The organism is Streptomyces sp. NPDC046900, from assembly GCF_040644975.1.
Lineage (GTDB): Bacteria > Actinomycetota > Actinomycetes > Streptomycetales > Streptomycetaceae > Streptomyces.
Genome location: NZ_JBEYXD010000048.1, coordinates 16,972 through 34,606, shown reverse-complemented (window position 1 = coordinate 34,606; position 17,635 = coordinate 16,972). Strand labels below are relative to the sequence as shown.

Annotated in this window: 14 protein-coding genes and 3 pseudogenes; 7 read left to right on the top strand and 10 right to left on the bottom strand. The window is 68.2% G+C overall.

Annotation, left to right across the window (positions count from 1 at the left end; translation table 11 throughout):
* Positions 1-10: 10 nt before the first annotated feature.
* The gene (locus tag ABZ904_RS33315) at positions 11-751 is read left to right on the top strand and encodes a VOC family protein (RefSeq protein ID WP_360999077.1); all 741 of its coding nucleotides are present in this window, start codon (positions 11-13) and stop codon (positions 749-751) included.
* A gap of 403 nt (positions 752-1,154) precedes the next feature.
* On the opposite strand, the gene ABZ904_RS33310 is transcribed toward ABZ904_RS33315, so the two are convergent.
* From ABZ904_RS33310 to ABZ904_RS33300, 3 genes and pseudogenes are all read right to left on the bottom strand, one after another.
* Positions 1,155-1,637 (bottom strand): SRPBCC family protein, encoded by a 483-nt coding sequence (locus ABZ904_RS33310; protein ID WP_359398645.1) that lies wholly within the window; start codon positions 1,635-1,637, stop codon positions 1,155-1,157.
* On the bottom strand, positions 1,634-1,957 hold the full coding sequence (locus tag ABZ904_RS33305) for a metalloregulator ArsR/SmtB family transcription factor (protein ID WP_359398647.1): 324 nt from the start codon (positions 1,955-1,957) through the stop codon (positions 1,634-1,636). Before ABZ904_RS33305 ends, ABZ904_RS33310 begins: the two co-directional genes overlap by 4 nt.
* A 112-nt stretch (positions 1,958-2,069) precedes the next feature.
* A pseudogene (locus ABZ904_RS33300) lies at positions 2,070-2,246 on the bottom strand (oxidoreductase); the annotation flags it as partial.
* Positions 2,247-2,784: 538 nt separating this feature from the next.
* On the opposite strand from ABZ904_RS33300, the pseudogene ABZ904_RS33295 reads away from it, so the two are divergent.
* Positions 2,785-3,009, top strand: a pseudogene (locus ABZ904_RS33295) (IS5/IS1182 family transposase); the annotation flags it as partial.
* Between the two features lie 9 nt (positions 3,010-3,018).
* Here the strand turns inward: ABZ904_RS33295 and ABZ904_RS33290 are convergent.
* The 3 genes from ABZ904_RS33290 to ABZ904_RS33280 all read right to left on the bottom strand — a co-directional run bounded on the left by ABZ904_RS33290 (position 3,019) and on the right by ABZ904_RS33280 (position 9,728).
* A complete protein-coding gene (locus ABZ904_RS33290; protein ID WP_360999074.1) occupies positions 3,019-4,437 on the bottom strand; it encodes a cytosine permease in 1,419 nt (472 codons plus the stop codon).
* Positions 4,438-5,084: 647 nt separating this feature from the next.
* Positions 5,085-7,688: a Pls/PosA family non-ribosomal peptide synthetase gene (locus ABZ904_RS33285; protein ID WP_360999072.1), complete on the bottom strand. Its 2,604-nt coding sequence runs from the start codon at positions 7,686-7,688 to the stop codon at positions 5,085-5,087.
* Between the two features lie 954 nt (positions 7,689-8,642).
* The gene (locus ABZ904_RS33280) at positions 8,643-9,728 is read right to left on the bottom strand and encodes a hypothetical protein (RefSeq protein ID WP_360999070.1); all 1,086 of its coding nucleotides are present in this window, start codon (positions 9,726-9,728) and stop codon (positions 8,643-8,645) included.
* A gap of 285 nt (positions 9,729-10,013) precedes the next feature.
* Between ABZ904_RS33280 and ABZ904_RS33275 the strand changes: the two are divergent.
* Positions 10,014-10,121: pseudogene (locus ABZ904_RS33275) on the top strand (alpha/beta hydrolase); the annotation flags it as partial.
* 521 nt (positions 10,122-10,642) lie between these two features.
* Here ABZ904_RS33275 and ABZ904_RS33270 read toward each other — a convergent pair.
* Positions 10,643-11,419: a DUF6348 family protein gene (locus tag ABZ904_RS33270; protein ID WP_361827523.1), complete on the bottom strand. Its 777-nt coding sequence runs from the start codon at positions 11,417-11,419 to the stop codon at positions 10,643-10,645.
* A 297-nt stretch (positions 11,420-11,716) separates the two neighbouring features.
* On the opposite strand from ABZ904_RS33270, the gene ABZ904_RS33265 reads away from it, so the two are divergent.
* On the top strand, positions 11,717-12,754 hold the full coding sequence (locus ABZ904_RS33265) for a pentapeptide repeat-containing protein (protein ID WP_360999066.1): 1,038 nt from the start codon (positions 11,717-11,719) through the stop codon (positions 12,752-12,754).
* Positions 12,755-13,042: 288 nt separating this feature from the next.
* On the opposite strand, the gene ABZ904_RS33260 is transcribed toward ABZ904_RS33265, so the two are convergent.
* The 3 genes from ABZ904_RS33260 to ABZ904_RS33250 all read right to left on the bottom strand — a co-directional run bounded on the left by ABZ904_RS33260 (position 13,043) and on the right by ABZ904_RS33250 (position 14,826).
* A complete protein-coding gene (locus ABZ904_RS33260; protein ID WP_360999064.1) occupies positions 13,043-13,420 on the bottom strand; it encodes a PIN domain-containing protein in 378 nt (125 codons plus the stop codon).
* Complete coding sequence (locus ABZ904_RS33255; protein ID WP_360999062.1) at positions 13,417-13,671, bottom strand: hypothetical protein; 255 nt, start codon at positions 13,669-13,671, stop codon at positions 13,417-13,419. The genes ABZ904_RS33260 and ABZ904_RS33255 overlap by 4 nt, the downstream gene beginning before the upstream one ends.
* A gap of 273 nt (positions 13,672-13,944) precedes the next feature.
* On the bottom strand, positions 13,945-14,826 hold the full coding sequence (locus tag ABZ904_RS33250; protein ID WP_361827518.1) for a LysR family transcriptional regulator: 882 nt from the start codon (positions 14,824-14,826) through the stop codon (positions 13,945-13,947).
* A 71-nt stretch (positions 14,827-14,897) separates the two neighbouring features.
* Here ABZ904_RS33250 and ABZ904_RS33245 point away from each other — a divergent pair, with 71 nt between their 5' ends.
* Genes ABZ904_RS33245 through ABZ904_RS33235 form a run of 3 tightly spaced genes read left to right on the top strand, consistent with a single transcriptional unit; the run spans position 14,898 to position 17,439 of the window.
* Positions 14,898-16,085, top strand: coding sequence for a thiolase family protein (locus ABZ904_RS33245; RefSeq protein ID WP_361827515.1), 1,188 nt, complete (start codon positions 14,898-14,900; stop codon positions 16,083-16,085).
* An 11-nt stretch (positions 16,086-16,096) separates the two neighbouring features.
* Complete coding sequence (locus ABZ904_RS33240) at positions 16,097-16,777, top strand: 3-oxoacid CoA-transferase subunit A (RefSeq protein ID WP_360999100.1); 681 nt, start codon at positions 16,097-16,099, stop codon at positions 16,775-16,777.
* A complete protein-coding gene (locus ABZ904_RS33235; RefSeq protein ID WP_359403082.1) occupies positions 16,774-17,439 on the top strand; it encodes a CoA-transferase in 666 nt (221 codons plus the stop codon). Before ABZ904_RS33240 ends, ABZ904_RS33235 begins: the two co-directional genes overlap by 4 nt.
* Positions 17,440-17,635 lie beyond the last annotated feature (196 nt).

Here is a 17,635-nt window from a genome sequence, read left to right as displayed (position 1 = left end):
GATCGCCGGCATGGCACTGCGACCAGTTCAGGTGAACATCAAGGGTCGTGATGGCGCGGCGGTCGGCCGGTTCTGGGCGGAGGCGCTCGGCTGGAGTGCTTACAGCCCCGGCGTGACGGCCTACGTCGGACCCGCCGGCGGCCTTGTTTGGCCGGACCCGGTCGCCGTCTGCGTCGACGTCGTTCCCGTTCCGGAGCCCAAGACGGCGACAAAGAATCGTGTGCACCTCGATCTCGCCACCAGCTCTGCGGACCATCAGGCGGAGTTGGTCGCGCGCCTCCAGGCTCTGGGGGCGACGCCCGCCCACGTGGGTCAGGGCGATGTGCCGTGGACGGTCCTCGCCGACCCCGAGGGCAACGAGTTCTGCGTGCTGGAGCCTCGGGAGATCTACCGGGACACCGGACCGATCGCCGCAGTGGTGGTCGACTGCGCGGATCCCCGGGCCATGGCACGGTTCTGGAACGAGGCGATGGACTGGACCCTGCACGAGGTGACCGACGATCATGCGACGTTGCGCTCCGCCAAGGGTGTCGGCCCGTATCTCGAGTTCCTCCGCACACCCGACGTGAAGACCGTGCCAGACCGCGTCCATCTTGACCTGCTGCCGAACCCCGGTGACGACAAGGCGGCGGAGGTGGCCCGGCTGCGGGCACTCGGCGCCACCGACCTCGACCTCGGCCAGGGCGACGTCCCGTGGACGTGCCTGGCCGACCCGGAGGGCCACGAGTTCTGCGTCCTCGCCCCGTCCTGACGCGGAGCCTTGACGACACCCCGACATGTGAGCCTTGTGCGCTGATGCGCCATGACCCCAGGTGAGTTGGGTTGTGGCGTCTCGGTCGATTCGAGCGGCGAGGACTTGCGTGCCGGGGCCGAGATCAGCTTGCTCGCCGAGCACAACGCTCAACTCGCCAACTATAGCGCTGAGTTACATCCTGTCGTGACTGAGTACGCCGGCTGACCTCACGGATCTCCGCGAGAATCCAGCGATCCGGACACCTCAGGACCGCTTTCCCAGAGCCGCCCTGGGCACGGCGCGGACGGGCGGTGGCCGCGCTCCATCAGCGGGGCCACCGCCTCCCATCTCCCACGTTCCGGGCAGGGCGATGCCGGTCGGCCTCTCTTCACCTCCCGGGATCACGCGTGATGGACGGCCTTCAGCTGCCGGATCCGAGCAGGGCGGCGTAGCGAGCCAGGTACAGCGGCCACCCGGCGTCGTCGGCGACACCGCCGGCGACAGCCTGCCAGCCGGGGCCGTGCCGCTCGATGTTGCGGTGCTCCAGCTCCACCCTGGTGCGCTCCGGGGCCTCGGCGACGAACCGGACCTCGACCTCGCTGGTGTTCTCCGGTTCGGTCTCGATCTGCCACTGGGGGTCGATGTCCCAGCTGAACACGACCCGGTCCGGCGGCTCGTAGGCGAGGACGCGCGCCCAGCGGCACTCGCTGCCGTCCACGCCGCGGTCGTAGATATGGCCGCCGACCTTCGGCTCGAACACGGTCTCGGCGATCTCCACCGCGAGAAGGTTGTGCTCCGGCGGCTTGAAGTCGCCGAACCGCTCCGTGAACACGGTGAACGCCCGCTCGAGCGGCGCGTCGACCACGATCTCCCTGCGGACCACGGTGGTGGCTTCCTGGGTCATGAATTTTCCTCTTCCGGTTCTTCGGCGACGTCCTGGTAGCCGGCCAACGCCCGGTTCCAGAACGTCTCGAGTTGATCGCGCAGCGCGGCCACGCCGGCTGGGTTGAGCCGGTAGATCCGGCGAGTGCCGTCCGCTCGCTCGCTCACGAGCCCGGCGTTCTTGAGCACCTTCAGGTGTTGGGACACCGCGGGTCTGCTGACCGGGAGCTCGTCGGCGAGTTCGCCGACCGCGCGCGGCCTGTCAGCCAGGCGCTCGACGATGGCGCGCCTGGTGGGATCGCCCAGAGCGCCCAGCGGATCGCCAGCTTGGTAAGTACCCACGAACGGTAAGTATTGACTTACGGATGGGGGCGCGTCAAGGCCATCGCCCGGGAAGATCGCTCCTCAACATGCCGCCGATCGGTGGTTCCGCCTGCCGGAGCGACCCTCGCGTTCAGGGCTTGATCATCACCGTCACGACCGTTGCCCGCGTCTCCAGCGCCCGGCGGGCAGCGGCCGCCTCCGCGAGCGAGAAGCGCTGGACGGCCGGTGCGGGGCGGCCGGCCGCGGCCATGGCGAGGGCGCGCAGCTCCAAGGTGCGTACCGAGTGGGGACCGCCCGCTTTCCGCACGCTGCATCTCAGATTCGGCGCGCTGGACGCTCTCGCAGTCCACTCAGGCCATCAAGAGCGACCCTCACCGATCACGGTGCAGTGGTGATCGGTCTCGACCAGATGGGCTGAGCCGCAGCGAGGTCCAGTTCACCCTCGAGGGCACCGACTACGCCGGCCACAAGAAGCTGGGCAGCATGATGCGCCGGTTGATCAACGGGCGGCACCGGCATGCCACCGATGAGCGCCTGCAGGAATTCGTCGACGCGGCGAACGTTGCCTGACGCGACACCGCTGAACTTGATGGGTGATGTCGGGGTCGTACGCCCGCTGAGAGTCGGTGTGATCCGGTAGGTCTGGGATGTGAGGTACACACAGTGCGGCGGGCTGACCGACGCCGGGAGGGCTGCGGGAGAGCGGTTGTGACTGCTGGCCGTGGGGCGCGCTGAGGGGCTTCCCCACCCTGCTCTTGGGGAAGCCCCGCTACGTCGTCGAGCCGACCTTTGCACTCCCGCACCACGTGTAGCGCCTGGCCGCCGCGGTGATGCCGAAGCATCGGTTACGTGGCGAGCGCATCGGCGTCCGCATCGCGCACAAAGGAGTCGAGTCCAGCGAACGACTGGGGCGCAGCGGATGGGTCATCGAGCGCACCTTCTCCTGGCTGACCGGCCGCCGGGGCTCAAGCCCCGCTACGAGCACCATGCTCGGAACTCCCCGGCCTTGCTCGGACTCGCTCGCAGCAACCGTCTGCCGCTGCGAGCGACTGGTCCGCGTCACCGCATAGGGCTCAGCCTCATACAGCCTCGGCCTTGGGGCTGGCCCCCGTCATGGTGTTGGGCTGCTTCCCCGTCGGCAGGGGCGGGTTTCTCCGGGCCAACAGCCAGTACAGCAGCGCGGGCGCCACGAGACCGACGATCCAGGAGATGTCCGCGCCGCCCAGCGGGGCGACCAGCGGGCCCGTGTAGAAGGCCGTGGAGAGGAACGGCAGTTGGGCGAGCAGACCCACCGCGTAGACCCCGAGCGCGTCCCAGCGCCAGGCCCCGTAGCGGCCCGCGGGGTCGAAGAGCGCCGGGATGTCGTACCGCTCCTTCGAGATCAGGTAGTAGTCGACCAGGTTGATGGCCGACCACGGCGTGAAGAAGGTCAGCAGGAAGAGCAGGAAGTCCTTGAACGAGGCCAGGAAGCTGTCCTTGCCGAGGAGCGCGACCGCCGTGCCCGCGATCATGATCAGAGCGATGTACGCGGCCCGACCGCGCTGCGAGAGCACGCGCTGGCCGCGGAATCCGCTGACGCTGGTGACCATCGACATGAAGCCGCCGTACGTGTTGAGCACGTTGACGGTCAGCTTGCCGAGCGCGATCACGAAGTAGAGGAACGACGCGATCAGGCCCGCGCCGCCGAGGCCGACGACGTAGCCGACCTGGTTCGCGAGGAACTTGTCGCCCGCCGTCGCCGCCACCAGTACGCCGAACGTCATCGACCACTGCGAGCCGAGCGCCGAGCCCGACAGGGTCCACCAGAAGGTCGCCCGGCCGGAGGTGGTGCGCGGCAGATAGCGCGAGTAGTCCGCGACGTACGGTCCGAACGCGAGTTGCCAGGACGCCGACAGCGACATCGCGAGCAGGAACATCGGCAGCGAGAAGTGCGCGTTGTGCAGCAGCGTCGACAGGTCCACGTTGTCGAGCAGGCGTATGGCCAGGTAGATGAAGGCGAGCGCGCAGACGACGCTCGCGAACCGGCCGAGGGCGTGGATGACGCGGTAGCCGACGACCGCCGTGACCGCCGTGACCACGGCGAAGATCACGATGCCTGAGGTGTGGCTCGTGTGGGTGAGTTCGCCGACCGCCTGACCCGCGAGCACCGTGCCGCTCGCGAAGAACCCGACGTACATCAGGATCACGAGCAGCAGCGGGACCACTGCGCCGCGCACGCCGAACTGGGCGCGCGATTGGATCATCTGCGGGAGGCCCAGCTTGGGACCCTGCGCGGAGTGCAGCGCCATCACGGCGCCGCCCAGCAAGTTGCCCACCACCAGGCCGACCAGCGACCAGACGACGTCCCCGCCGAAGACGACGGCGAGTGCGCCGGTCACCACGGCGGTGATCTGAAGGTTGGCACCGAGCCAGAGTGTGAACTGTGAGAAGGCGGTCCCGTGTCGTTCCTCGTCCGGTACGACATCGATGGAGCGCTGCTCGACAAGAGCCTCTGCCATGATCCGTTGTCCCTCCTCGGTCCTGTTGCCGACGGACCTCGGGTTGCCGGGCCTGCATAACGGCATGCAGAGTTCTTGATGGCTGAATAGATTGTCAAGAGGGAGCACGTCATGAGCCTGTAAGAGGATCTTTCGTCCTGATTTCGCAGGTCGAGTGGGGTGACCTGGCGGGCTTGGTACGAGTGGCCTTGTCGTCGGCCGTGATCACGCAACTTGATCATGTGTCATCGGGTGACCTCCCGTCCGATCGTGACGAGCAGGGCCGGAACCAGGGCGGTGGTAGCAGCACATCTACGACGCCTGGATCATCACCGTCCCGCTGCACGTCACCACAGGCCAGGCCGCGCCGCCCCATGCCTGCCGGAGAGACAGAGCGGGACGCCCATCCGGCGCTGCCCCCGGACCCGGGGCGGACAAGCCGTCACCGCGGCGTGCGTCGCCAGAAGTCCCGGGCTCACCCGCGCTCCCAGATCATGTGCCGGCACACGCACCTTGGCCGCCACGGCGTCAGGCACCGCCGCCACGGACTCGAACACGCCTACCACCGGCTCCCGCACCCACCGGGGAACCGCAGTGAATCGGCCGGCGGTCAGCACACCGCCCAAGACGCGTCCCGCTATGCGTGCGATCCCATGGAGCGGCCTTCCTCAATTCTCCGTCGCGGCGTCGCCCGCCGAGGACGTAGCTGCCGCCGGCGCCGGGCCGATGCCGCGGGTCCCCCCGGGAGTATCCGGCATCTGAGCCGCGGGGTTTCCACCCCAGCGTGCGTGCGAGGGGACTTCTTCGCCTTTCATGAGGAAGGAGTCGGGCGCCAGTACGACGCCGTCACCCATTGTCACGCTGTAGTGCACAAGGGCGCCGACTCCGAGGGTGCAGCCTGCGCCGAGGGTGCTGTGGTCGGACTTGAAGGTGCCGTCCTCCTGCGAATGACACTGGATCTTGGTCCCCGCATTGAGCATGCAGTCGTCTCCGATGGTGGTGAGCGTCCGCTCGGTCACGTAGCAGCCGTCGTCGAAGACTCGGCGGCCGATCCGCACACCGAGCAGCCGCGAGACGATGTTCTTGAAGGGCGTGCCGTTGAAAACGTTGAGGTATTCGTCCGGCACCTTCCACAGACGCTCGTGCCACCAGAAGTAAGGGTCATAGATGGAGCACAACTGGGGGCGCAGCGGGCGGAACGACGCGATGCAGCGCTCGATCAGGACGAAGTAGACGGTGGTGAAAGTGAGAGTGAGTGCCAGGTAGGTGGCGATCACCACATGCCCGATGACGCCGTACAGACGGAGTGAAACCAGACCGAAGGCCGTGAGGACGAAAGTGTGCAGCCACCGCAGGGACAGATGGAAAGCCATCGAACGGAGGTTGTAGCGGTTTTTCGCGGACAGGTTGCGGCGTAGTTCGTCCCCGGTGCTCATATGGTCGAAGCGGGAGTCGCGTTCCACCGTTCGGGGGATCTCGAAGGGCGGCGAGCCGAGTAGTCCGACTCCCTCGCGGATCTCGCCGTCGAGGGGAACCATCACCTTGGTTGCCAGCAGGCAGTTCTCACCGGTCCTGCCGCCTGCGGGATAGGCGATGTGGTTGCCAAGGAAGTTGTGCGCGCCGATAGTGGCCCGGGACACCTTGAAGGACGTACTCGAGTACTCCGCATTGACGATGGAGAGCCCGTCGGCCACCATCGTGCCACTGCCCACGGATACCAGGTACGGGGACTCATGGCGCACATCTGTGCCGAAGTTGGACCCGGTCTGCTCGACCCGGGACAAGTCGTATCCGAGGCCGCGAAGATAGTGGACGATATACGAGCTGTCGCCGAAGAGCCAGGCGAAGAACTTGATGTTCGTGAAGCGCGCAATCGCTTGGTGCGCACCGTAATGGAAGCCGTAGAGGGGATAGGCCTTGTCGGGCTTGATCGCCAGAGCCGCCAGGCGCGGAAGGGTGTACTGAGCGGCGAGGCCCATGACGACGAAGCCGAAGAACAGCACGGCGGACACGACCAGTGCGTCGACGAGGAGCTCCGTGGCCGGGATGTCATTCGTGTCCGGGTTCAGCCGGTCGCCCAGCGTCGGAATCTGGTCGAACAGCATGTACACGCCGCCGACGCCCAGCGGAATGTACAACAGGAAGAGCTGAAGCACGGTGGCGAGGCTGAAGCCGGTGCGACGCATGGTGCCACACTCGGCCGGCGCCACCCTCACATAGTTGATCTCCGTGGGCTGTGCCGGGACTCCGTGGTGCCGCTCGCCGTCCGGAATCACCTGGCCGCGATACAGGGCGGATGCGTGTCCGAGCTGAGCTCCGTCGCCCATCGTGGTGCCGATGTCGAGTACGGTCTTCTCGCCGATGTAGACGTCCCGGCCGAGGGTGACCCGACCGGTCTGGATGCGTCCGGCGTGCGCGCGGTAGCAGAGGAAGTACGAGTCCTTGCGGATGACCGTACCGGCGCCGATCGTGAGCAGGTCGGTGCAGACCGGGACTTGGCGGGAAAGGATCGTGACTCCCTTGCCGATTCGCGCGCCGAGCGCCCGCAGGTACAGCACGTACAGCGGATTCCCGACGAAGAAGATCATCGGGTTGGCGTGGAGCAGTACCTTGACGATCCAGAAGCGCAGATAGGTCGGACTCCAGACGGGGAACTCATGGGACTTCCAGCGCCCGATGAGGATCCATTTGGCCGCGATCGGGAACGTGATCATCGCGATGAATGCGATGCCGCCGAACGTGACGGACCGTAGATAGATGTCGACAAGCCCCGAACCGTTGGCGATCCACTCGTAGCCTTGAGCGGCGACAAGTCCGGTGACGAAGGAATAGGCCAGGAAGGCCGTCAACTGGAGCGTTCCGCACAGAACATAATCCAGCGTGTTCCCCGAGTTCACCGGTGCCGGCGGTGTCACCGGAACCGGCTGCGACAGCTGCGCTGTCTCGACAGGGGAGGGTGTGGTCGCCGTGAGACCTGCGGCCAGGCTTCGGATCGTCGGGTACCGGTAGATGTCCTTCATGGACGCCGACGGCAGATCCGAACGCTTCCTGATGCGCGCGCAGAACTGAGCCATGACCAAGGAATTGGCGCCAAGGTCGTCGAAGAAGTGGCTTTCGGCCGAAACCCGTTCGATGGACACAAGGTCTGCCAGAACTTCGGCGAGTTTCCCCTCGGTGTCAGTGCCCTGCGCCGTCGGGTCTGGGCTGCCGGACCCGACGACCGCCGGCTTGTCCGGGCCTGTTGTCGCGACATCGCCAGACTTCTCCACCATTTCACGCTCCTCGAAGAAACTCGGCACCCCTCGGCCGGTGGCCGGTCCGTGCCCCCGCGTTCAGAAATGGCCGGGACGAGAGTCCAGAAGCCACGAGGTCGTCCTCCATCTGCGATCATGAAACCATGCGCTCCAGTTTGATTCGGTGACCGCCGAGTCGCCACTCGGCCTCGACCGTGGTGATCCGTCAGCGCCGTCCAACGCCCCGATATCTGTCGGCCGTTACTTCGTCAGGGTGCGCAACAAGTCACCCGGACGGAGGTTCACTCCGAAAGGCGAGGCCCAGCCGTCCAGCCGCAAAATCGCCGACTTACGAATGACCAGCCAACTGACGACTGCTGAACACCCGTTTCCGGCTCTGCCATGCGGTCCCGCAGGCCGACCTCATCACGGAGGACCCCGCGTGGAACCACCGTTCCGACTGCGTGGCCGCCGGAGGCGTGGCCCACCTCATGGCGTGGCAGACCGGACCGCCGGCGAGCCGAACACCATGTCCGCCCGCAACCGACCCGCACCGGGACCCGAGCCATCCTCATCACAGGGCCCCAGCCCACAGCGCCCGGGGCGGGCGGGCAGTGCCGATCGCCCGGCCGCGGCCGGTGCTGCGTCCGGCAAGGTGGTCGGGGCGGCGCCCAGTGGCGTAACCGGCGCTGCCGGCAGCGGCGACCGCGGCTCCGATCGCCGAGGCGGCCGCCGCATTTCTGGGGCGTAACACGGCACCAGGCACGTTCACCCTGTTGACTGCTTCGTCGGCGACGTGGTGGCGACGCCCATCCAGGGTCTGTCTTTTCCCCGGCACTCCGGGCCCGGAGCGATGTGCCGCGTGAGCGGATCAGACGCGCTCAGATGGCCGTCGCTTCGTGGAACAGCACAGACTTGAAGCGTGCCGACTGAGCAGGCCGACCAGGCATGCCCGGCCGTCCCGAGGGGACGGAACTCCTTTTCCGCGGGCGGTCACGCCGTCGCGGCGTACCGCTCGCCCGCGTACGCCCGCAGCACCGGCACGACTGCCTCCGCGCCCCCCGGGAACCGGTCCAGCCGGTCCAGGACGTAGGCCCGGTGACCGTCGGACAGGTGGCTGGGATGGTCGTGGGCGTGAGTGCCCGGCAGGGGCCACACCGTGAGGCAGGGGTGGGGGGCGAAGCCGTGCTGCGGCCCGACCGTGACGGTGGCTATCTGCGCCCACTGGAAGTACCTCTCCTCACCGGACACCTCGCGCATGCCGATGCCTGCCGCGCCGATCCGCAGCCGCAACGGCTTGCGCCAGCGGACGTAGGAGAAGCGCGCCTGGATCCAGAAGACGAGCGCGCTGAGAGCCGCCACCGTGACGGGGATCCCGGGGCCGGCTTCGTAGTCGGCCTGCTCGGGGTGGTAGATCAGGTACAGGTTGAGCAACACGAACACCGCGCTGCACAGAAGCGCCAGCACCGTCCAGACGACCGTCCGCCGGCCGGCGCCCTGGTCGGCCGTGAAGATCCGCTCCCCGCCGGGGACGCTCAGTTCGGGCCCGGCGATGGTCACCGGGATCGGCGGCCGTACAGCGCGCGGCGCCGTCTCGAAGTGGGCGCGGCCGTGCTCGGCGAGCGCAGCGGTGAGCTGCGAGACACTCTGGTCAAGGTCCGCGCAGTTCACCAGGGTGTAGCGGTTCCGGCCGTCCCAGGTGCGATCCTTTTTGCGCGGCAGCGTCACGCCCGGCGTCGTCCAGAGCAGCAGCCGCGGGTCGGGCGGCGTGGTGTCGCTATCCGCCGCGCGGTCGTGCCACAGGGCGACCGCGTCGATCTGCTCCCAGGACAGTGCGGCGTCGTGCAGCGTGATCCCGAAGCCGTCGATCCGCAGCCGGAACGGCCGCCGCGCCTTGCGCAGCTCATACCACCCGTACCAGACCGCCACCACAGACAGGGCCCCCACCAACGCCGGGCCCTGAACGGTGCCGCCCAAGGAGCCGAACAGCCACGCGAGCGCGCCCGTCAACGCGACGAGCCCCCAGCCCATCCACCGCGCCCCGCGTCTTCTCATCGTCCGCTCGACCGTGAATTCCATTGCCCCGTACCCCCCTTGTCGTTATCCGCCGGCACCATGATGCGGCTCCTCGCCGGCCTCACCCGGCCCCGCGGATGGAGTGGTTGCCCTTCCGTGACACCCGTGGGACACCAGCCCCCGCCCCGTCTCCAACCGTTCACCAGCCTGGCTCTACCAGGACGCCTTGACCCCCGATCGGCACGCGACAAGCAAGGAAGGCCGCGGAGGCGGGCGTCACGGCTGGGCCGATTTGATGGCTGACGAGCCGCCGAGTCCGCGACCTCGAGGCCAAGGGATCACCGTCCCGGCATCGACCCCGCCCGGATCGCCGGCGCCGGCGCGGGCGGAGGCCTCGCGGCCGGTGTGACCCTGATGGCCCGCGACCTCGACACCCCGGCGATCGCCGCTCAGATGCACCCGCACAGCGCCGCATGACCTCGCCCGGGACCTCAAGGGGTGAGCTGGTGTGGTCGATGCGGTCTGACCAAGGGGGCTGCGGCAGTACGGCGAGCCTGTTGCCCGATCGTGCTGCAGGTCGGGGAGCGTGGCCGACTGCTTCGTCAGCCCGCCGCGTCAGCTGACGGCATGAAACCCGCGCCCCTTTCCTCATCCGCCGGCACCAGCCGTCTCCTGTTCCTGCGGTGAGGTCGCGGCCCTCGCCCCCGCGCTTGACTCATACGCGCGGGTGCGATGAGCGGCTACGGCGCGGGAATCCGCCGTGGGGCGATGGCGGCGGACCGGTTCACTCAGATCGGTCGGTTGTTCTCGTTCTCCGCCGAGTACGCCTCGGCGAAACTGTCGTAGTCATTGGCCTCGGCCGGAACTGCAGACGGGGCGAGACTCACGGGCCGTCGGTTACGCGTTCCATCGTCGCAGCCTAGTAGTCACATGATCCGCCAGCCCCAGCCTGGCGACCACCTAGTCGAGGCGCTCGGTCATCTCGGCGTCGAGGCGCGCCGACGGGGAGGGTGGGGCGGCTCTCCGGGGTCAGTCGGCACCGGGAGCAACAGTGCGTAGTAGCGAACAGCCGTGAACACTGTGGGCTCGGGCAGGTTCAGCGTCGCCATCGCGGCCGAGGCGGTTTCGTGGCGCTCCCCGTTGACCCGGATCTCAACCTCCATCGCGCCAGGGCGCCCGCCGTAGAAGACCTTGACCCCGTTGAAGAACGGCGATTCGAGATCGGCGGTGAAGGTACCCGCGATGCGATGGAGCACGTTCGCATTGAGAAGAGCAGTCTGCAAGCGCCGGTTCTCGGCGGCGTCGAGTCCGAAGCCGACTGCGCCGGAGATGATCGAGTGCCAGCCGGGGACGCCGCGCTCGTGATCGGGGTCCGCGTGGTCCGCGAAGTGCCCGCGTGGGTCCAGAAGTTCAAGCATGCACGCGCCCGCGGTCTGCACCCATGCGTCGGCCGCCTTGCGGGGATCGCCGGACATCGCCACGACGCAGTCCATGAAGCAAGGCACATCCGGCTGGATACTTGCGTCCGGCAGTGCGACGAGGTCGTAATGGTGGCCGCCTCCATGGCCGGGAGGAGCCATGACCACTGCCCATCCGCGTGGGCTGCTCAGCGAGTTGCCCTTGAGTTCGGTGCCCCGTGTCACGCCGGGGGCGAACTCCTCAAGGCTTGCATTCACGAGGGCGAGGAACTCAAGGTCGGGCAGGCGGTCCTCAGGAGGCTGGGCTTGGCGCGCACGCCGTCGTATCCAGGGCATGCGGTGGATCTTACTGAGCCGCAGTCGTGCGCAGATGCCGTATCGGTTCCCGTCCTCCGCAGAGACTGACCGCCGATTGACGGAATCGTCGGCCATGCCCCAGGCGAGTAGTTCCGAAGGCTGACGGTTGTGACGTCGGCACTTGGCCGGCTATAGGTTCGTGGTCGGCTACGGCTCTGCTCCCGTGGTTGTCGCGTACGGGCGAGCTTGGGTCAGCGCGCAGAGCCGCCGGGTTTGGCGCGGAGAGAATATCCGTAAGCTACGAGTTCGCGGTCTGCTGATGGCGGTGGGGGAAGCTTGAGCGCTGAAGGGGCTCGGAGGGCCCGCTGGCGAGTGTGGTGGCGCCGGTGGCGGCCGGTGGCCTGGGGCGGGATTGTCGTGGTGGGTGTCCTGGGCGCCGTACTGCTGGTGCTTGGGCCGGTCTCCTGGCTGGTGGCGGGCGACACCGTGAGCTCGCTGCGGGGCAAAGAGCGGGCCGACGCGGTGAATGCGGTTCGGCAGACCGTGCTTGCCACGGTGACGGGGGCAACTGTCTTCGCCGGTCTTTTCTACACGGCGCGCAACTACCTGCTCTCCCGGCGGGGCCAGGTGACGGAGCGGTTCCGCACGGCCATCCAGCACCTGGCCTCGGACACGATGGAACTGCGCCTGGGCGGGGTGTACGGCCTTGAACATGTGCTGTCCGAGTCGCCTCATGAGCATGCGGCTGTCGTGAGCGTCCTGGCCGCGTTCGTACGGCACCGCACGCGCCCCGATCCGGCACCCGCAGCCGACCTGACACTGCCGGAAACCCGGAATGCCGGCCGACCGTCGCTCCCGCAGGGAACGCAGCCATCGCCCGATGTCCAGGCCGCGGTGGATGTGCTCGCTCGCCGCCCGGAGCGCCACGAGCCACGCAGAATCGACCTCCGCGACGCCGCTCTGTGCGGGCTGCTCCTGCGCGGCTTCGAGTTCGATGGCGCACCGCGCCTTGACCGGGTGTTCCTCACCCACGCGGACCTGCGCAGTGCCGACCTGCGCGGCAGCCGCCTCCAAGGCGCCGTTCTCAACTTCGCGGACCTCAGACAGGCCGCCCTCCACGGAGCCCGCCTCGACGGCGCCCTGCTCCACCGGGCAGACCTGCGCGGCGCGGGAGTCTCAGGAGCGGTTCTGAAGGGAGCCGACCTCACCGGAGCCGACCTCCGGAACTGTGACGGACTCACCGAGGAACAACTCACGGACGCCCGCATCGACGAATCCACCCGGCTGCCGCCCGCGCTGGCCGAACTCGCCGCCAGGCGAGCTCAGGACGACGGCTCTCCGACACCACCCCAGCCGACAGGCGGCACACGGTAATCGGAGATCGCGGGTGGGCAGCGGACCGACCGGTGTGGGGAGTGGTCAGTCCCAGACGTACTCGGAGACCGGGCGGTCCTTCTCGTCGGACTCGGCGAGTGCCTGTGCGGCGGTGCCGGCGTGCTGGACGGCGTCGCGGCCGAGTAGGAGGCGGACTGGGGCGTCATCACGTCCGGTCGGTTCGCGACGGTCCGGGCGGCCCGGACCGGGTCCGCTTCAAGCCCGGGTAGTGAGATCACGTGAGTGCCGGGCTGCTCCAGCAGTCCCACTGGCGGTATCCGCTCGGCGTTACTCTTTGGGATTCAGCGGAATGATTCCGGTGCCCGCATACAGCTGAGGATCGAGTGACAGGACGGTGACGGGGTCACCCGCTTTGGCGCCTTGCCAGGCGATTGCTGCAGGGTGGGCTACCGACCACTCGGCGTCCGGCCAGGCCATGGCATCCAGGGCATGGTTCGAGGTGAACGGCACTCGCTCGGCGAAGCGGAGCGTTGCGGCATGTGTTCCGGAACCAGGGGTCTGGCGCTCGGCGGCCAGTATGGACAGCGACGGAACGAGTACGCGCCCGGTGCCCCGTGAGGCCTCGATGTACAGGCCGGTGAAGAAGTGGTCTGCCCGGTACAGGGCGATCAGGGCGGTGTGATCCAAGACGGCTGTCAGACTCACGCAGCAGCGCTGCCCTGGTGCGCGCGGATCTTCTCCCAGGCGGACTGGCCTGCGTCCCGGACCTGTGCGGTGTAGTCGATCCCGAGTTCCCGCGCAGCTTCAGCGGCGCGTTCTGCCCGCTCGGCCTCGGTGAGTTCGCCTGCGGCGAGCTCCTCCAGGAGTTCCGTGATCGTCGTGCCGCGCTCCGCCGCGAGAATGCGCAGTCGATCGCGCACGGCCTCCGTGGTCTTGATGCTCGTCGGCTTGCCCATACGGGGATTCTACCACCGGTAGAATCTGCACGCGGTGCGTCTGACACCGCCACCGGGGGGGCGGCGCCCCCGGTATTTCCCCCTGGAGGGGGGCAGTTCGGAATGCCGTTGCGGGTTTGCATACCTACCATCACCACCGCGGACACACTCCGCTGAACGGCCGACCACCCGCCAGCCGCGTCCCCTACCTGGCAGGGCAATAGGCCTAGACCACCGCCGTGGGTGGCGGTGAGCTCGAGGATCCGGCTGCTTGCGTCGTGCGCTCGGCTGGGTCTAGATCGTCGCCTCGATGACCTCGACGGTCCGAGCCAGGTGCGGTTCGGAACGATCCGCGCGATGGGCCACGGCGAGTTCGACGCGGGCGGTGGGACCTGTCAGGGGCAGGTAGACCACCCCTTCGAGCGTCAGTGCGGTCGCAGGTTCCGGCACCACCGCGAGGCCCAGGCCGCCGGCGACCAGGGTGATCAGGGTGGACGTCTCGCCGACCTCGTGGCGGATGTGCGGCTCGACACCGGCGTCGTGAAGCAGGCGCAGCACAACGCCGTACATCACCGATCGGCGGTCGGCCGAGTGCATGATCAGATCGGCGTCGGCCAGATCGTGGGCACGGAGCCGGGACCGTTTTGCGAGCGGATGGTCGGCCGGCACAGCGACCACGAGCCGGTCGTGGCGCAGTGTTCGGACAGTGAGCGAGAGATCGGCGAGGGGTGGTCGCAACAGGGCGACGTCAATGGCGCCGGTGCGCAATGCCTCCACCTGGTCCGGAGCCAACATCTCGCCACGGAAGGAGAAGTCGACCCCCGGTAGCTCCAGCGACAGCCGGCGCGAGAGCGCCGGCAACAGGCTGTATGTCGCCGAGCCGACGCAGCCGATGGTGAGATGCCCGACGGCACCGGCCGCGACTCGGCGAGCCAGGCGGGCGGCGTCATCGACCTCGGCGAGGATCGCCCGTGCGCGCTTGAGGTAGGCGCGGCCGGCCGCGGTGAGGTCGACACGCCGGGTGGTGCGATGAAACAAGTCCACGCCGAGTTCGGCCTCGAGCTGGCGGATCTGTTGGGACAGCGGCGGTTGCGCCATGTGCAGCCGCTCCGCGGCGCGCCCGAAGTGACGCTCCTCGGCGACAGCGACGAAGTACCGGAGGTGCCGGAGATCCATATGTGCACCGTCTTAATCAGCAAGGATATGTGTATTTCAGAATATCAGGCGGCCGCATTAACTTCGGTGACATGAGCGCCTTCGTATACGCCGCGACGCGGACCCCCTTCGGTCGTTTCAACGGTGCCCTGGCCGCAGTACGGCCGGATGACCTGGCAGCTTCCGCCATCACTTCGGTGCTCGCCCAAGCCCCGAAGCTGGAGCCCGCCGCGATAGACGACGTCGTGTGGGGCAACGCGAACGGTGCGGGCGAGGAGAACCGCAACGTGGGCCGGATGGCCGCTTTGCTGGCTGGCCTGCCCGTGTCGGTGCCGGGTACGACCGTGAACCGTCTCTGTGGCTCGTCACTGGACGCGGCGATGATCGGCTCGCGCGCGATCGAGACGGGCGATGCCGAAGTGGTGCTGGTCGGCGGTGTCGAGTCGATGACCAGGGCGCCCTGGGTGCTGCCCAAGCCCGCCAGGGGCTTCCCGGCAGGGGACCTTACGGCGGTGTCGACGACGCTGGGCTGGCGGCTGGTCAACCCGAAAATGCCGGCTGAGTGGACGGTGAGCCTGGGCGAGTGCAACGAGCAACTCGCGGAGCGGTTCGGGATCTCGCGGGAGCGTCAGGACGAGTTCGCGGCCCGCTCGCACCGTCTGGCGTACGAAGCGTGGGAGGCGGGCTTCTACGACGGCCTGGTGACGCCTGTCGCGGGCACCGACCTGGCCCGAGACGAAGGCATCCGACCGACGTCGACGGTGCAGGTTCTGGCAGGGCTGAAACCGGCCTTCCGCGAAGACGGCTCCATCACCGCCGGGAACGCCTCGCCGCTCAACGACGGTGCCTCGGCGCTCCTGCTCGGCTCGGAGGGTGCGGCCGACGTGATCGGTTCGGACCCGGTCGCGCGGATCGTGGGCCGTGGCGCGATGGCGCTGGAGCCACAGATGTTCGGCTACGCCCCGGTGGAGGCGGCCAACCGAGCTCTCGCTCGCGCCGGCATCGCCTGGGACCAGGTCGGCGCCGTCGAACTCAACGAGGCGTTCGCGGTGCAGTCCATCGCCTGCGTCGACGCCTGGAAGATCGACCCGGAGATCGTCAACGCCAAGGGCGGCGCCATCGCGATCGGCCACCCGCTGGGTGCCTCGGGTGGCCGGATCGTGGGCACGCTGGCGAAGGTGCTGCGCGAGCGCAAAGAGCGGTACGGCGTCGCAGCGATCTGCATCGGTGTCGGGCAGGGGCTCGCCGTCGTGCTGGAGAACACGGAGGTCGGAAGGTGAGCAAGACCCGGATGCTCGAGTCGTGTGACGAGGCCGTCGCCGGCATCCAGGACGGCTCGACAGTCCTGGTCGGCGGCTTCGGCCTGGCGGGGATGCCGTTCGACCTGATCGACGCGCTCATCCGGCAGGGCGCGCAGGACCTCACCATCGTCTCCAACAACGCCGGCAACGGCGAGGTCGGCCTGGCCGCACTGCTCAAGGCGGGGCGGGTCCGTAAGGTGATCTGCTCGTTCCCGCGGCAGGTCGACTCCTACGTCTTCGATGAGCTGTACCACGCGGGCAGGATCGCACTCGAGGTCGTCCCGCAGGGGAGCCTGGCCGAGAGGATGCGCGCGGCCGGCGCCGGCATCGGCGCCTTCTTCTCCCCGACGGCGGTCGGCACACCGCTGGCCGAAGGCAAGGAAACCCGCGAGATCGACGGGCGTACGTACGTGCTCGAGTATCCGATCAAGGGAGACTACGCGCTCATCAGCGCCCACCAATGCGACGGGATGGGCAACCTGGTCTACCGCAAGACGGCCCGCAACTTCGGCCCGGTCATGGCCACCGCCGCCACGACGACGATCGTGCAGGTCAGCGAGGTCGTCCCGACCGGGCGCCTAGACCCCGAGGCGATCGTCACGCCGAGCATCTATGTCGACCGGGTTGTCCAGGTCGAGGCCCGCCACTACACCGTCGAGGGAGCACGATGAGCACCAGCCATATGGTCGAAGCGCCCATGGCGGCCGACCACCCCCTGTCGATGGATGAGCTCGCCGCCGTCATCGCCCGTGACATCCCGGCCGGCGCGTATGTGAACCTCGGCATCGGCCGGCCGACCAAGATCGCCGACCACCTGCCCGCCGACGCGGGCATCGTCCTGCACACCGAGAACGGCATGCTCGGCATGGGCCGCGCAGCCCACGGCACCGAGGTCGACCCCGACCTCACCAATGCCGGCAAAGTGCCGGTGATCGAGACGCCGGGCTGCTCCTACTTCCACCACGCCGACAGCTTCGCGATGATGCGAGGAGGCCATCTCGACGTGTGCGTGCTCGGCGCCTACCAGGTGGCGTACGACGGCAGCCTGGCCAACTGGCACACCGGAGAGCCAGGCGCCATCCCGGCCGTCGGCGGGGCGATGGATCTGGCCATCGGCGCCAAACAGGTCTTCGTGATGATGACGCTCTTCACCAAGTCGGGAGCGCCCAAGCTGGTGCCCGAGTGCACCTATCCGCTCACCGGCGTCAAGTGTGTGAGGCAGGTCTACAGCGACTACGGAGTGTTCGACCTTGGCCCTGACGGCGTCGCGATCCGCGAGACGTACGGCATCCCTGCGGCGGAGCTGTGCGAGCGACTCGGCCTCCCTGCGTAGCGCCGCGCCCAGCAAAGGCAGGGTCGCTGCGCGCTCACGGGGTGGTCGGCCGCACGGCTTGGCCGGGAGTCCGCCGACGTAGGAGCGATGCCCCGCCGGTGCTGTGGCCGGGAAGTTCTCCAGGCTGAGCCAGCTCCTCGCCATCGTCGCTGGTCAGTAGGGGGTCCTTCGACTCCTGAGGGTCCGGACGGGCCGA